Origin of the sequence: Pararhizobium sp. DWP3-4 (genome assembly GCF_049898205.1) — a bacterium.
Lineage (GTDB): Bacteria > Pseudomonadota > Alphaproteobacteria > Rhizobiales > Rhizobiaceae > Pararhizobium.
This window is the reverse complement of the sequence record NZ_JAFCXF010000003.1, coordinates 461338-476971: the sequence shown is the minus strand read 5'-3', so window position 1 is coordinate 476971 and position 15634 is coordinate 461338. Positions and strand designations below refer to the sequence as shown.

The window sequence follows — 15634 nt, the reverse complement described above, 5'->3', positions numbered from 1 at the left end:
CAATGGCCACCAAGACCTCCCGCCTGTCGCGGTTCTCTAACCTGGAATTCATCCTCGGCGCATCGTTGACGCTCGTCATCTGCCTTGCAGTGCTGCTGTCCGACGTGCTGTTTCCAGGCGGCGCCGAAAAGATCAATCTGATCGCCCGTCTCACCAAGCCGTTTACTAGCTTGGCCTACCCCTTGGGCACGGATCCACTTGGCCGGGATGTGCTGGCGCGGGTGATTGCCGGCGGCAAGATTTCGCTGCTGGTCGGCTTTACGTCGGTGATCGGCGCGGTGATCTTCGGTGTGCTGATGGGCCTGATTGCCGGCTATTATCGCGGCTTCTGGGATATGCTGGTGATGCGCTTTGCCGACCTGCAGCTCGCCATGCCGTTCATCCTGCTCGCCATTACCTTCATTGCCATCGTTGGCGGCAGCCTGACCAATACCATCATCCTGCTGATCGTTTCCCAATGGGTGCAATATGCCCGGGTGGTGCGCGGTTCGGTTCTGACACTGCGCGAGCGGGAGTTCATTCTTTCTGCACGCGCCATCGGTGTGAAGGACTGGCGCATCATTTTCCAGCATCTGCTGCCGAACCTGATCGGACCGGTCATCGTTCTCATGACCCTGAACGTCGCCAACAATATCCTTCTGGAAAGCAGCCTCACCTTCCTCGGCCTCGGCGTCGATCCGACCATTCCGAGCTGGGGCGGCATGCTGGCCGATGGCCGCACCTATCTCCAGACCGCCTGGTGGGTCAGCGTCTTCCCAGGCCTTGCGATCCTCCTGACTGTGCTTGGCCTCAATCTTCTCGGTGACTGGCTGCGCGACAGCCTTGATCCAACTGGCAGAACTTCGAGGTAGTCCGATGAACGCGATATTTGAGAAGTCCTTCGAGCGTACACTCGATCAACTATCGGCGCGCGCCGTCCCGGGAGTGCATTTCGAGGCGTGGACCTTCGACGACCGCGAGAGCCGCGTCGCGGCCGAACGCAAGTTGGCCGAGCGAGGCATCACGGCCCGCATCCGCAGCGCCTACAAGCCGTTGCTCTCCTTCTTTCTCGAAGAGGTGGACCTTAGAGGCATCGAAGCCATCGAAATCCGCTATCCGGTCCACGCCGCAGCATCCGAGAACCGCTTCCGGCTTGAGACCTATCCGCTGGCCGCGCTGGTGGGGGACGCCAAGATCACGTTTGTCCCACGCGCCGACGACGGGTTCTTCTACGACGTGATGCTGACGGGCGCCGGCATCGCGCAATCCTTTACTGTCCTTGCGCCGAACAGGGTTCATCAGGACCGTGTCGGGCAGACCAATCTCTCACCGACCGGTTGGCTGCGTCGCGCAGGTGAAACGACAGGCGAACGGCTGGAAACGGACTATGAGGCCGTGTTCGAGGAGGCCATTTCCGCGATCGCGGATTACAACTGGGGCCAGGTCGAGCCCTATTTCGAAGAGCTGAACATCCGTATCGGCCATCCGGCCGAGGATGAGCCGCTGGCGATTGGTGATGAAGTGGTCAGCCTGCGTGAAGCGCTTCATGAGGACCTGTATTTCTCGCTTCTTGAATTCTTCCAGAAGAAGTCCGGCCGCCCACCAGGGGATCGCGGTCTGAAGCCCGGCATGATCGTGCCGGAAGTCGTGAAGGCCGAAGGCCCCATCACGCTCGATTTAACCACCCGCGTTTTATCGACCGCTTTTCTGGACGGTGCCGAGCAGGCGATCGATATGGCCCGCGAACCGCTGGCCGAAGCCCAGGTGGTAGCGCAGCTGGAGGCGATCGGCGGCGAGCGGTTTGCCGCCCGTACCCGGTCTGGCCGCACGGTTTCGGCGCGTTACATCGCCGGTCGCGATGCCCCGGTGATGATCAGCGGCGGGCAGCATCCAAACGAGACCACCGGCATCGTCGGCGCTCTTCGCGCTGCCGCCAAGCTCACCGGGCGCGATGGCGCGCATTTCACCGTTTCGCCGCTGGAAAATCCGGATGGTTATGCCGTGCACCAGCGATTGCGCCGTGACAACCCGCGCCACATGCATCACGCCGCCCGTTATACTGCGCTTGGCGACGATCTCGAATATCGCACACATGAAAATTCCGCCGGGCACGTCAACGAAAAAGAAATCCGCTTCAAGGCGCAGGAGTTGAGCGGTGCACAGCTGCATGTGAACCTGCATGGCTATCCCGCGCATGAGTGGACCCGGCCGCTATCGGGTTATGTGCCGCGCGGTTTTGCCGCCTGGACCCTGCCGAAAGGCTTTTTTCTCATCGTGCGCCATCATGCTGGTTGGGAAAGCCAGTCGGAGACGTTGCTCGACCGGGTGACGCGGCATCTCGGTGAGATGCCGGGGCTTCTGGCGTATAATGACAGGCAGATCGCACTCTACGAGATACATGCCGGTGAAACCGGTTTCCGCATCATTAACGGCTTCCCCTGCCTCATTTCTGTGGATGATCGCCATACCGTGCCGATGACCCTGATCACCGAATATCCGGACGAGACCATCTACGGCGAAGAGTTTGTCGCGGGTCACACGGCTCAGATGGAACTCGTTCTCTCCGCCTATGCGGCGTGGCAGGAAATCGTGCCGCTCAGCTGATCCTATCAATCGGTTAAACACGGCCGGTCATCAAGGGATGGCCGGTCACGATAACTCATATGCACGGCCCGAATTCCTCGCCAAACCTGTTGGGGGAATGGATTGTGACAGGCGATCATGCCGTGGGCAGGATAGGGCTTTCCATCAGCATTCCGGTTTCGACATCGGCAATGCCCCGGTCGGTCTGGTGCGGTCCGGCGTTGCAGGCAAGGGTTGCTCCGAAGCAGGCCTTGAAGACCAGGTAGGGTGGTTGCCAGTCGACGATATCGTCCATGGCGGCGCGAATGCCTGCGAAATCCCGGGCCACATCATCCAGCGGTGCATCGGAGGCAAGGCCCGAGAGCGGCAGTGGCAGAATTGCCTTGACCATTCCATTGGATGCCACAGCCATGCCGCCACCAGCAGCGATCACTACATTGGCGGCAAGCGCCATGTCTGCGGGATCGCTGCCGAACACCGTGAGGTTATGGCTGTCATGGGAAACGGTATTGGCGAAGGCGCCGTGCCATTCGCCCCAGCCCTTCAGGAAACCGACACGCGGACGGCTGTCGCTGCGTCCGTGGCGATGTGCAACGGCAATCAGGGTCGTGCCTTCCGGCGGTACAACGAAGCCATCCCGCACCTGCGCTTCCGCCTCACCCCAGCGGGTAAATCGCGGCTGGTCGATGGTGGCGATCCGGACAGCCTTTTCATTGGAGGCGACGCGAAAATCATCGGCCGTCAGCGGCGCGATCTTCATCGAATGCTCAAGCACGGATGTATCGGCAGATGTGATGTCGGCAAGCATGCGGCCGTCCTGGGCAACAACGACACCGTTGGCGATGACGAGGCGGGCTTTGAGATCCGTGAGATTGTCGAAGATAGCAATATCGGCGCGGCGGCCTGCAGCCACGAGACCAAGATCGGAGCGCCCCAGCCGTTGAGCCGCATTGAGCGTTGCCGCCCGCAGCGCCCGTTCCGGCTTCAGGCCGTAGCGCACCAGCCGCCTGATAACATCGTCGAGACCGCCGCCTGCTGCCAGATCGTCGGGAAAGACGTCGTCGGTGCAGAGGGTGACGGTTTGCGGCAGATGACCGAGCTGGTTCAGGGCCTCGACGAATACCGGCAGCAGGTGATCGTGGGAGCCGCGCAGTTCGATCGCCATGCCGGCGCGCAGCTTTTCCATCAGATCGGCTGATGATACCAGTTCATGGTCGGAGCTGATCCCGGCGGCCATGAAGGCAGCGAGATCGCCAGCCTTCAGGCCGCGTGCATGGCCGCAGATCAGCTTTCCCGACGTTAGCCCTGCCTGGACAATGGCGCTCATGCGCGGATCGCGCTCGATAACGCCGCGCATGTTCATGACTTCAGCGATGCCGCCGATTTCCGGCCACGACAGCAGGTCGGCGATTACATCGGCATCGAAATCGGCACCGTTGAGTTCCAGTCCTGGCGCTGATGGCACGCAGGAGGGGGCAAGCAGGATCATCCGCAGTGGCGATTTCTTGGCGGCATCGGCGGCAAAACGCACACCGGCAACGCCATGGACATTGCCGAACTCATGCGGATCCCAGACGATCGTCGTCACGCCGCGCGGCAGAACGGCGTTAGCGTAGGTCGCGGGCGTCACCATCGAGCTTTCGATATGCATATGCGTATCGATCAGGCCCGGTGAAGCGAAACCACCGGAGATATCGATGATCTCTGCCGCGTCCAATCTGGTACCGGCCGGATGGACGCTGGCGATCAGCGGGCCAACGAGGCCGATATCGGCTGCGCGCAACTCGCCCGTCACCATGTCGACCAGAGTGCCGTTGACGATCAGGGTGTCGAAAGGGGCATCGCCACGTGCTGCCTCGATGGCGCGGCTGCGCAGGCCGCCGTCATTGAGGTCGGCGAGTTCACGTGCTGCGGGATGTGTCATTTGCCGGCCTCCCAGCGCAGGGCGCCGAGCACGATCGCCTTGATCGCTCCTGCATCGCAATCGGCTGCGAATTCGGCATTGAAGGCGCCGTGGCTGGCGCGGATTTCCACCACGGTGCGGCCGCGTGTCAGAGAACCGGCGAGTTCCATGCCGATCCGGGCCGGTTGGAAGGTGACAAGGTCGGGGCGGACGAAGGCTGCGGCGGCTGACGGATCGTAGATCGCCATGGCTGGGCGGCCACGGCTGACGCCGATATCGATGTAACCGGCAAGCATGTCGGCGAGCAGCGCGGCGTTCGCTCCGCCTGCCTGCCGGACCGGCTCGATATCGCCGGGTGTAGCCAGTACCTTGCGGCAGAAATCGAGGTCGACCATGCGCAACGGCAGGCCATGCGACAGGACGATGGCGACGGCTTCGGGGTCGGCAAGGGCGTTGAATTCGGCCGATGCGGTATGGTTGCCGCGCGACAGCCCGCCGCCCATCCAGGTGAGTTCGTCGATCCGGGCTGCGAGATCAGGTTTAGCCAAGGCCAGGGCTGCGATATTGGTCAGCGGTCCGAGTGCCAGGATGCGGCGCGGGGAGGGCGTGTTTTCCAGCCATTGGCAAAGCGCCGAGAAGGCATCATCGCCTGCGACATCACCGGCATCCGGCAGCGTCAGTCCGGCGGTTGGAATGCCGGTCTCACCGAGAATTTCCTGCGCGGTTTCAAGCGCGCCCAATACCGGCTGGCTGCGTCCGGCATGAACGGGGATGGTCCAGCCGAAGGCCTTGGCAGCGCCTGCGGTATTGCGCCGAACCTGATCCATCGGCGTATTGCCGAACACCAACGATATGCCGTCGATGGTCACGCCCGCGTGCATCACCACCAGAATGGCGGCGATGTCGTCAAAGCCCATATCCGTATCGATCCAGACACCCATGACTATTTATCCGAAGCGCTTGAGGAGAGCGGCACCATCGACCGGCAGGTCAAAGGCAACGGTGGCGCCCAGTGCATGGGCGGGCAGGGTTGCGTCCACCTCTGTCTTGATGATGCCGAGCGATGTTTCCAACACGTATTCGCGCGTGCCGCCAGCAAAGGAGACGCCGCGCACTGTGCCCGTCAGCGGGCCGGATCCGAAGGAAACCGCGCGGGGCCGCCAGGCAAGGCCTGCAGCATCCGGGAGTGGCTTGGAAAGGGAGACAGCGCCGTTGGCGGTGGTCAGCTTGCCATCGCTGATAGCGAAGATGTTTTCGAAGCCGACGAAATCGGCGACGAAGCTGGAGACAGGATGATTGTAAATTTCTTCCGGCGTGCCGATCTGCTCGATGGCGCCGTTCTTCATCACGACGATCCGGTCGGCGAGCGCTAGGGCCTCGACCTGATCGTGGGTGACGAAGATCATCGTCACGCCGCTTTCCTTCTGCACGCGCTGTAGCTCCGTGCGCATCTCCAACCGCAGGCGGGCATCGAGATTGGAGAGCGGTTCGTCAAGCAGAAGCACCTTCGGCTCCATGACCATGGATCGGGCAAGTGCCACGCGCTGCTGCTGCCCACCGGAAAGCTCCGGGGTCTTGCGGTCGGCAAAGGCCGAAAGGCCGACGGATTTGAGGCCGGCGGTGACTTTCTTCTCCAGCTCCGTGCCGCGCATGCCCTTGAGCTTGAGACCGAAGGCGACATTTTCGAACACAGTCAGATGCGGAAACAGCGCGTAGGACTGGAAGACCAGCCCGACCGCCCGCTTGTTGGCAGCAACCCGGGTAATATCGGCGCCATCAAGGCTGATACGTCCGCCAACCGGCGTCATCAGGCCGGCAATCGAGCGCATGGTCGTGGTCTTGCCGCAGCCGGAGGGGCCGAGCAGCGCCAGCAATTCGCCTTTGCGAATCTCGAGATCGAGATCCTTGACGGCGATCGATTTGCCATAGGCGAGGGAGAGCTTGTCGAGGGTGAGGAAGGATGTGTCAGACATAGCGGGAGAACCCCAGAAAACGTTCGGCTAGGAAGACGATACCGATGGAAAGGAAAGCGAGCAGCGAAGACAGGGCGGCGATCGACGGGTCGAAGACGATCTCCATGTAGCCGAGCATATCGATCGGCAGGGTTCGGACACCCGGCCCGGACAGGAACAGCGAAACCGGAACCTGATTGAAGCTGGTGACGAAGCCGAGGATGAAGGCCGACAGTATGCCGCCGCGAATGTTCGGCAGCACCACCCGGAAGAAGGCACCGAGCCGCGACGAGCCGAGCAGAACCGCAGCCTCCTCGATATCCGAGCGCAGGTTGTTGAGGCTGGCAGAGACGACCCGCACGGCATAGGGCAGGATCAGCGCCGTATGGGCAAGGAACAGCGCCAGCGTGATCGAAACACCGATGGGCACAACGAAATAGCGCAAGAGCGCCAGGCCGACGATGATGCCCGGCACGATGATCGGCGCCGAGACGATGGTGCGCACGGTCTCAGACATCGGCAATTTATAGCGCGACATCGCATAGGCGGCGGGAATGCCGAGCAGAAGGGCAGCAAAGGTGCCGCCAATCGCCAGGAACATCGACATCACGAAGCTGTCGCGAAAGCTCTCGACGGTGAAGACCTTGAGGATCCACTTGAACGAAAAGCCCTGCGGCGGAAAGGCCAGGGTATCGCCGGCCGAAAACGAGGCGGCGACGATGATCAGGAACGGGCCGATCAGGAAGATCAGCACCAGAAGCAGCGTGATCGGGGCGAACAGTCTCGGGGTCATCGCTTGTTCCTCGCCGTTGCGATCCGCTTCAGGAGAATATTGGCGGCAAAACTCATGACGATCAGGATGAAGGCGATGACGCTGGCCGACACGAAATTGTTGGCGACGGTGACCTGCTGGTAGAGCAGCGTCTCCAGCATCAGCACCTTCGATCCGCCGAGAATGGCGGGCGTGATATAGGCGGTCATCGAACCGGTGAAGACCAGCGTTCCGCCGACCACCAGACCCTCGCGGGTCAGCGGCAGGATGACTTTCCAGAACACCTGGAACCAGTTGGCACCGAGCACCCGGGCGGCGGGTACAACATCCTTCGGCAGGTTTTCAAGCGCACTGATCAGCGAGATCACCATCAAGGGCAGGAAAAGCTGCAGCAGGCCGATGAAGACGGCGGTTTCGCTAAAGAGGATGCGGATCGGTTCGTCGCTGAGGCCAACAGCCATCAGCGCCTGGTTGACGATGCCGGTGCGGCCGAGAATGACGATCCAGGCATAGGTGCGGGCGACCGGCGAAATCATCAGCGGCAATACGACAAGCCCGATCATCCGGCCCTTGGTGCCAGGCTGCAGGCTGACGATGGCGAAGGCGGTGGCATAACCGATCACGGCTGCCGCTGCGGTGACGAGCGCGCCCAGCTTCAGTGTCCGCAGAAAGACCGTCCGGTTTAGCGGCTGCGAAAAGAAATCCGCATAGGCCGACAGGCTCCAGCTATCCGCCGATCGAAAACCTTCCGACAACAGCAGGATAACCGGCACGAGGAAGACCAGCCCCGCGAAAATCGCAGCTGGCAGGGCGAGCGCCAATGCTTCTGCCCGGTTCTGGAACATGGTTCGTCGTCTCCAGCAGGTTCAAACGGGATCAACGCGGTTACCGGCGATCCGTGTCACTCTTTTTCGTGAACCGGCCACTTCCCCTCTTCCCATGAACGGGAAGAGGGGTGGGGTGAGGCGCCGTGGCAGCAGCATCTCACGTTGACGGCCGGTTCAGTCGGGGCGCAGTTCGCAAACCGGAGTTCGCTGGCCACGCCCCTTGCCTTGGGAGGCATTCGTGTTGGCCAGTTACTGGCCGACCTTGGCATTCCACTCGGACAGCCACGCATCGCGGTTGTCGAGCGCTACGGCGGATGGAAGGAGCTTGAGGCTGTTGGCCGTTTCTTCGCCATAGGTCAGGTTGCCGGCGATTTCGTCGGAAACCTTGGCTTCCTTGTTGGCCGGGCTATCGACCAGCTTTTCGGCAAGCTTTGTCTGGATTTCGGTCGAGAGCCAGAAATCCATGAATTCGAGTGCAAGGTCCTGGTTCTTCGCACCCTTGGTCAGAACAATGACGTTCATGCCGCCGGTCTGGCCTTCCTTCGGCGTCGCCCAGCCGAGCGGCAGGTCGAGCTTGGTGAACGGCGCCCAGGAGAAGCGGCCGATCGGCGCCGCCCAGATTTCCTCCTGCTGCATCAGCTGCACCAGTTGCGAGGATTTGACGTAGAAGGTGACAATGTCATCTTTCTTGGCGCCGAGCGCTTCGATAGCGCCCTTGAGATCCGGCGTATCGGTGCCAAGCGCCTTGCCGAGCATATAGAGTGCCGGCGGTCCCTGGTTGGTGGTGATGTTCGGGAAGGCGACATGACCGGCATATTCCGGCTTCAAAAGGTCGGCCCAGGAATCGATCTTCATCTTGTCGGTGCGGTAGACGATGGAGGTCGCATAGAAGGTGTAGCCGACGCTCATGCCGTCGCCATTCGGGTCCTTGGCGATGTCGTAGAGCTTGCCGAAATTGCTGAGCTTGGTGGTGTCGATCTTGTCGATCAGGCCATTGCGATCAGCCGAAAGCGCGTCGGCCATGGAAACCACGGCCATGTCGATGACCGGGTTGGTCTTGTTGGCTTCGATCTTGGCGAGGCGCTCGACGCTGTTGCCGGTTTCGACCACCAGCTTGCAGCCGCACTTGGCTTCGAAGGGATCGTAGACGATCTCCTTGAATTCGTCCTGCGCGAAGGCGTAGACGGAAATTGTCAGGGTTTTTTCCTGTGCATGGGCAGCGCCCATGGTGAGCATCAGCGCGGCGACTGACGAAAAGAGCATTTTGTTCATCTGCGTTCTCCTTCTGGTGTTTTCTTGGCTCATGTTTTATGGCGTGTGTTTTTGGGACTTTTGATGGTCCCGGTCATGCAATGTGGGCATTCACTGGTGGCGCCGATGTTTGCCGGACAACCAGTTTCATAGGCACGCTCGACCGCTCCGCCGCCACTGTTCCGGTCACGGTGCGCGCGACGTCCGAACCCGAGGTGGCGTCGGCCTCGATGACGCGAACCAATGCGGCGATGGCAATGTCGGCAATCTCTGCCATGTTCATCCGGACCGTCGTCAGGCCCGGGGTTACGACCGAAGACCAGACAAGATCATCGAAACCGGTGACGCTAACATGCTCGGGAACGCCGATACCGGCACGCTGCAATTCGGTCAGGGCCCGTAGCGCAGGCAGGTCGGAAACGGCGGCAAAGGCGGTAAATCCTCTCTCCACCTGTTCCTTCAAGCCAAGAAGACTTCCCTTGCCACGGATCTGCTCGTGTTTCTCGATCCAGAAAACGTCAGCACGTCCGCCTGCCGGGATGCGGGACTTCATGCCGCCGATGCGGTCGTTCTGGACGTTCGAGGCCGGATTGTTGCCAATCAGCAGAAACTTGCGATGTCCAAGCGAAACCAGATGCTCGATGACGGTCTGGCCGCCCTGCCAGTGATCCGCCGAAACCGTATTGCCGGGGGTGGAGGGGCTGTCGATGACGGCGACCGGACAGCCGATATCGGCAATGCGGGTCCCAAGCCGTGGAACGATGACGATGCCATCGACATCGCGTTCGATCAGCCGGTTGATGGCGTCCGTCTGCAAAGCAACGTCGCCACGCGAGTCGGCGATCAGAACGCCATAGCCGGCATTGCTCGCCGCATGTTCGATCGCCTGGGCGATCTGCGGAAACAGGGGATTGGCGATATTGGGGAGCACCAGTCCGAGAACGCCAGTGCGTCCCGTGCGCAGCGCCCGGCCGGTCAGGCTCGGCGTGTAACCGAGATCGGCCGCAGTGGCGCGAATCTTTTCAGCCAACTCGGCCGAGACACGTCCCTTGCCGGACAGCGCATTCGACACCGTTGCTGCAGACACGCCGAGTGTCGCGGCAATCTGGCTGAGGTTCGATCCTGTGCGCGGGTTGGCCATCTGATCCAACAGGGATGATTAATCGATTAATCAACTCTGTTACAGCAATGTTTCCGCGTTGTCGATACGGTTAGCAGGTTTGATACAAGCCGAAAGCGCGTTGCGGCAGGCGAAACGTCCCGAACCGAGGCGTCACCTGACAGGCCGGTTACCGTCCGGCTTCAGTATTTCTTCTTCTGGACGACCTTGTTGCCGCGCGGCCCTGTCTGCACTGGCGTATTGCTGACGTTTTCCTCCAGCAATTTACGCCAACGGGCCAGCCGCTCCGCAGGCAAGGTGCCTGCTTTGATGGCTGCCTGAACGGCGCAGCCCGGTTCGTGGTCGTGCGTACAGTCGCGAAACTTGCAGGAAGGGGCAAGATCGGTGATTTCGGAGAACAATGTCTCGATGCCGCCCGATACGTCGCTGACATGCAGGGTGCGCATTCCGGGTGTGTCGATCACCCAGCCGCCGCCGGCAATGGCGTGCAACGACCGGGCCGTCGTGGTGTGGCGCCCCTTGGCATCGCTCTCGCGGATATCGCCGGTCTCCTGCGCCGCCGCGTTGCTGAGGCCGGCCAACGTGTTGACCAGCGTCGATTTGCCTACGCCCGACGATCCGACCAGTGCGACAGTTTGTCCGGCGCCGCACCAAGGGGCAAGTGCGTCTGCGGCGTCTGCGGAGCGACCGTTCAATGCAACGACTTCCAGGTCGCGCTGCAGTGCCCTGGCCTCCTGCTCGAATGTGCTGGCGTCGTCGATCATGTCGGTCTTGGTGAGCACGATCACCGGGTTGGTACCGGCCTGATTGGCCATGGCCAGATAACGTTCCAGCCGCGCCGGGCTGAAGTCGGCATTGCAGGAGGTGACGATGAACAGCGTGTCGACATTGGCTGCGGCAAGCTGCTGGAGATGTCTGCCCTCCGTTCGCCGCTGCAGCAAGGTTCGGCGCTCAAGCCCGCGCACAAGCAGGTGGGTGCGCGGATCGGCCAGGATCCAATCGCCGACGGCAAAATCGGCGGTGTTGGTTTTATGGGCAAGAACAAGTTTGACCGGGCCCTCGGCAGACAGCGCACTCAGCCGGGCGCGATGAACTTCGGCGATCCGCATCGGAAGGAGGGCCGCTTCCGACCGCTCGATCTGGGAGGCGAAAAAGTCGGACCAGCCATGCGACGCCAAGAAGGCCGCGCCCGCATGCTCCGTCACGCTGCCGCTCCCCGACACAGTGTCGCGTTCATGGATGACCTTTCTGAAAAACAAGTTCAGACGCTGATAACAGAAGCGTCCTGATGGTGCCAATCGTTTCGCAAATGACGGTTTTGCAGTTTTGTCTGGGAAATGCCGTAAACTTCCGGTAGGGAAGGGCATGCGGGCCATTTTGGCCCTTTTCATTTCGCATTGGCGACATTCGCAAACGGGCGTTCCCATTCAATCCGGGTTGCGTGTCGATGCCTTTTTCACCATTTCTACCAAGGACAGAATATGATTTCGCTTGAATTGACGCCGGTTCAAATCCGGGGACTGAAACTCGCCAAGGAAGGAAACCTCTTCCCGCAGCCGGCAAAAAAATGGACGCACGAAAATGCGACCGTCACCTATGCCAAGACCGACCGCTTCAAGGAGCGTCCGCAGAAAATCCGTTTCCTGACGACGACGACGCTGAACGAACTCGAAGAGCTTGGTTTTCTGGAACGCAGCCATCTCGATGACGACGTGGCCGTCGATCCGCGCGGGATCACGATGGCCGGCAAGATGTGGCTGATGGCCAACAAGTAAATTGGTCTCATAGGGCGCCGGCGATACCTTCGAATGCATTCGCATTGAAGGGCCGGCCACCCGCCTGTTGTTTGTCAGCTTCGGCGAATGCCTTAAGCCCTTGGTTCTCCCCCCGGCGCATAGGCAGTGGTCTGCTCGAATTTGAACTTGTGACCGCAGCGGCAACGGATCACATGCCGGCGGGGGTTACTCGAGGCAAATTCGGTTTCAAAACCGCTCGGTAGGGCATCGATTTCAAATCCCCGCGTCTTGCGGCTGGGCGTATCGTCCTCCGAAACCTCGGCAAAGCCCGTATTGCCGCAGTGGGAACATTCCAATTTCCGTGAGTAACGATCTCGCGCAGCCATCTTCGTTCCTTTGACAAGAGGCGGGTCATACCAAAATGGCGGCGGGATGGAAGGGCTGATTGCGCCCCTCCAAGGTCAGTTGCTTCAAAATTAGCTGCGCTCTTGCCAGACCTTTGCCAGTTCGACGATTGTCTTGACCGCCCTTTCCATGTCCTGCCGGCTCACCCATTCGAGCGGCGAATGGAAAGCATGGCCGCCGGCGAAGATGTTGGGGCAGGGCAGGCCCATGAACGACAGGCGCGAACCATCGGTGCCGCCGCGAATGCTGCCGCGCACCGGCTCCATGCTCGCCCGCCGGATCGCCTCGATGGCGTTGTCGACGATTTCCGGATGACGATCGAGGATCGCCTTCATGTTGCGATACTGCTGCTTGACCTCGAACGTGTAGGAGGAGCCGGGATAATCCGGCATGACATCCTTGATGATTGCCTCGATCATCGCTTCCTTGCTGGCAAGGCCCTCGTCGTTGAAGTCACGGACGATCAGGCTGATCGTCGCCTTGTCCATCGCGCCGGTAACGCCGGTCGGGTGGATGAAGCCCTCTCTGCCTTCCGTGCTTTCAGGGGCCACGTGTTTCGGCAGGCGGTCGATAATGGCGCCGGCGATCTTGATGGCGTTTTCCATCCTGCCCTTGGCAAAGCCCGGATGGATGGCAACGCCCTGGATAGTGATCTCGACGCCATCGGCCGAAAATGTCTCATCCTCGATATGGCCGGCCGTTTCACCGTCCATCGTGTAAGCGAATTGGGCGCCGAGCTTATTCAGATCGACCTTGTCGACGCCACGGCCGATTTCCTCGTCCACCGTGAAGAGGATCTTGATGGTCCCGTGCTTGATGTCGGGATTGGCGATCAGGAATTGTGCTGCCGTCATGATTTCGGCAAGTCCGGCCTTGTCGTCGGCGCCGAGCAGCGTCGTGCCGTCGGTGGTGATAATGTCATTGCCGATCTGGTCGCGCAGGGCCGGATGGTCGGCAACGCGGATGACCTGCTGCGGATCGCCCGAAAGCTGGATGTCACCACCGGCATAGTTGCGGATCAACTGCGGCTTGACGTTGGTGCCGGTGAAATCGGGCGCCGTGTCCATGTGCGAGCAGAAGCAGATCACCGGAACCGGCTTGTCGACATTCGACGGGATGGTCGCGTAGATGTAGCCGTGCTCGTCAAGATGCGCGTCGGAAAGCCCGATCGCCAGCAGTTCCTCGACCAGCAGGCGGCCGAGGTTCTTCTGCTTTTCGGTGGAGGGCTGCGTTGCCGATTTGGCATCCGACTGGGTGTCGATCACGACATAGCGAAGGAAACGGTCGGTAACGGTATCGGTCATGGCTCACTCCATTCCATCTGCGTGGGTGCTCTTCTGTAGCCTTCGCGATCCGCGCCGTGAAGGCATTTCCGGGAAAAACACCCTTCAAAAAGCTGCGTCTGATCCTGTCGAAAACCTGCGACATTCCCTGAAACACGTGGCATAAGGGCGCCGCAACATTTCTTGGGCACCGCACAAATGATCCGTATCGAAAATATCAGCAAGCAGCTGAGCCATCGCATTCTCTTCATCGAGGCTTCAGCCGCGCTCAACAAGGGCGAGAAGATCGGCCTTGTTGGTCCGAACGGTGCCGGCAAGACGACCGTCTTTAGGATGATCACCGGTGAGGAGCAGCCCGACGAAGGGCAGGTGGCCGTCGAGAAGGGCGTCACCATCGGCTATTTCAATCAGGATGTCGGCGAGATGGAAGGCCGCAGCGCTGTCGCCGAAGTGATGGACGGTGCCGGTCCGGTCAGTATCGTTGCCGCCGAATTGCACGAACTCGAAACCGTCATGGTCGATCCCGACCGGCTGGACGAGATGGATGCCATCATCGAGCGCTACGGCGAGGTGCAGGCGCGCTATGAGGAACTGGATGGCTATGCGCTCGATGGCCGCGCCCGCGAAGTGCTGTCGGGCCTGAGTTTTACGCAGGAAATGATGGACGGCGATGTCGGCAAGCTGTCTGGCGGCTGGAAGATGCGCGTGGCACTTGCCCGCATCCTGTTGATGCGCCCCGACGTCATGCTGCTCGACGAACCGAGCAACCATCTGGATCTGGAAAGCCTGATCTGGCTGGAGGAGTTCCTCAAGAATTACGAAGGCGCTCTGCTGATGACCTCGCATGACCGCGAGTTCATGAACCGCATCGTCACCAAGCTGATCGAGATCGACGGTGGCGGTTTGACCACGTATTCCGGCGACTACGAGTTCTACGAGCAGCAGCGGGCGCTGAACGAAAAGCACCAGCTTGCCCAGTTCGAGCGGCAGCAGGCGATGCTCGCCAAGGAAATCAAGTTCATCGAACGGTTCAAGGCGCGGGCCTCGCACGCCGCCCAGGTCCAGAGCCGGGTGAAGAAGCTCGACAAGATCGAGCGGGTGGAGCCACCCAAGCGCCGCCAGGTCGTCGCGTTCGAATTCCTGCCGGCGCCGCGCTCCGGCGAAGATGTGATCAACCTGAAGAATGTACACAAAAGCTACGGTAGCCGCAGCATCTACGAAGGGCTGGACTTCATGGTCCGCCGCAAGGAACGCTGGTGCATCATGGGCATCAACGGTGCCGGAAAATCCACGCTTCTGAAGCTGGTGACGGGATCGACGGACCCGGACCAGGGAACGGTCGCGCTCGGTGCGAGCGTCAAGATGGGTTATTTCGCCCAGCATGCCATGGATCTGCTCGACGGCGAGCGCACCGTGTTCGAAACGCTGGAGCACGAGTTTCCCCGCGCCGGGCAAGGCCCGCTCCGAGCGCTGGCCGGCTGTTTCGGGTTTTCCGGTGATGACGTTGAAAAGCGCTGCCGCGTTCTGTCGGGCGGCGAGAAGGCGCGGCTGGTCATGGCCATCATGCTGTTCGACCCGCCCAATCTGCTGGTGCTCGACGAGCCGACCAACCATCTGGACCTCGACACCAAGGAAATGCTTATCAAGGCGCTTTCCGAGTACGAAGGTACCATGCTGTTCGTCTCCCACGACCGGCATTTCCTCGGCGCATTGTCCAACCGGGTTCTGGAGCTGACCCCGGACGGTATCCACGAATATGGCGGCGGCTACACGGAATATGTGGCGCGGACCGGCCACGAGGCGCCTGGACTGCGGAGCTGATT

At 60.9% G+C, this 15634-nt stretch carries 13 protein-coding genes; 4 read left to right on the top strand and 9 right to left on the bottom strand.

Annotation, left to right across the window (positions count from 1 at the left end; genetic code table 11):
* The first annotated feature begins 2 nt into the window (after positions 1-2).
* Positions 3-851 (top strand): ABC transporter permease, encoded by an 849-nt coding sequence (locus ACP7E6_RS11615; RefSeq protein ID WP_426229916.1) that lies wholly within the window; start codon positions 3-5, stop codon positions 849-851.
* Between the two features lie 4 nt (positions 852-855).
* Entirely contained in the window at positions 856-2583 is a 1728-nt protein-coding gene (locus tag ACP7E6_RS11610; RefSeq protein WP_426229915.1) for a M14 family metallopeptidase, read from the top strand.
* Positions 2584-2698: 115 nt separating this feature from the next.
* Here the strand turns inward: ACP7E6_RS11610 and ACP7E6_RS11605 are convergent, their stop codons facing one another.
* The 8 genes from ACP7E6_RS11605 to rsgA form a co-directional block, all read right to left on the bottom strand.
* A complete protein-coding gene (locus ACP7E6_RS11605) occupies positions 2699-4486 on the bottom strand; it encodes an adenine deaminase (protein ID WP_426229914.1) in 1788 nt (595 codons plus the stop codon).
* Positions 4483-5406, bottom strand: a complete 924-nt coding sequence (locus ACP7E6_RS11600) for a nucleoside hydrolase (protein WP_426229913.1) — start codon at positions 5404-5406, stop codon at positions 4483-4485. The genes ACP7E6_RS11605 and ACP7E6_RS11600 overlap by 4 nt, the downstream gene beginning before the upstream one ends.
* A 6-nt stretch (positions 5407-5412) precedes the next feature.
* Positions 5413-6438, bottom strand: a complete 1026-nt coding sequence (locus ACP7E6_RS11595) for an ABC transporter ATP-binding protein (RefSeq protein ID WP_426229912.1) — start codon at positions 6436-6438, stop codon at positions 5413-5415.
* Positions 6431-7210 carry an ABC transporter permease gene (locus ACP7E6_RS11590; protein ID WP_426229911.1) on the bottom strand — a complete coding sequence of 260 codons (780 nt, stop codon included), beginning with the start codon at positions 7208-7210 and terminating at the stop codon, positions 6431-6433. The genes ACP7E6_RS11595 and ACP7E6_RS11590 overlap by 8 nt, the downstream gene beginning before the upstream one ends.
* A complete protein-coding gene (locus ACP7E6_RS11585) occupies positions 7207-8034 on the bottom strand; it encodes an ABC transporter permease (RefSeq protein WP_426229910.1) in 828 nt (275 codons plus the stop codon). Before ACP7E6_RS11585 ends, ACP7E6_RS11590 begins: the two co-directional genes overlap by 4 nt.
* 231 nt (positions 8035-8265) lie before the next feature.
* Positions 8266-9288, bottom strand: a complete 1023-nt coding sequence (locus ACP7E6_RS11580) for an ABC transporter substrate-binding protein (protein WP_426229909.1) — start codon at positions 9286-9288, stop codon at positions 8266-8268.
* Positions 9289-9361: 73 nt separating this feature from the next.
* Complete coding sequence (locus ACP7E6_RS11575; RefSeq protein ID WP_426229908.1) at positions 9362-10408, bottom strand: LacI family DNA-binding transcriptional regulator; 1047 nt, start codon at positions 10406-10408, stop codon at positions 9362-9364.
* A 161-nt stretch (positions 10409-10569) separates the two neighbouring features.
* Positions 10570-11592, bottom strand: coding sequence for a ribosome small subunit-dependent GTPase A (gene rsgA / locus ACP7E6_RS11570; protein ID WP_426229907.1), 1023 nt, complete (start codon positions 11590-11592; stop codon positions 10570-10572).
* A 276-nt stretch (positions 11593-11868) separates the two neighbouring features.
* On the opposite strand from rsgA, the gene ACP7E6_RS11565 reads away from it, so the two are divergent.
* The gene (locus ACP7E6_RS11565; protein WP_426127311.1) at positions 11869-12162 is read left to right on the top strand and encodes a hypothetical protein; all 294 of its coding nucleotides are present in this window, start codon (positions 11869-11871) and stop codon (positions 12160-12162) included.
* A gap of 437 nt (positions 12163-12599) precedes the next feature.
* Here ACP7E6_RS11565 and pepT read toward each other — a convergent pair whose 3' ends face one another.
* Entirely contained in the window at positions 12600-13832 is a 1233-nt protein-coding gene (pepT, locus tag ACP7E6_RS11560; protein ID WP_426229906.1) for a peptidase T, read from the bottom strand.
* A gap of 177 nt (positions 13833-14009) precedes the next feature.
* Between pepT and ACP7E6_RS11555 the strand changes: the two genes are divergently transcribed.
* On the top strand, positions 14010-15632 hold the full coding sequence (locus tag ACP7E6_RS11555; protein WP_426229905.1) for an ABC-F family ATP-binding cassette domain-containing protein: 1623 nt from the start codon (positions 14010-14012) through the stop codon (positions 15630-15632).
* The last annotated feature ends 2 nt before the right edge of the window (positions 15633-15634 follow it).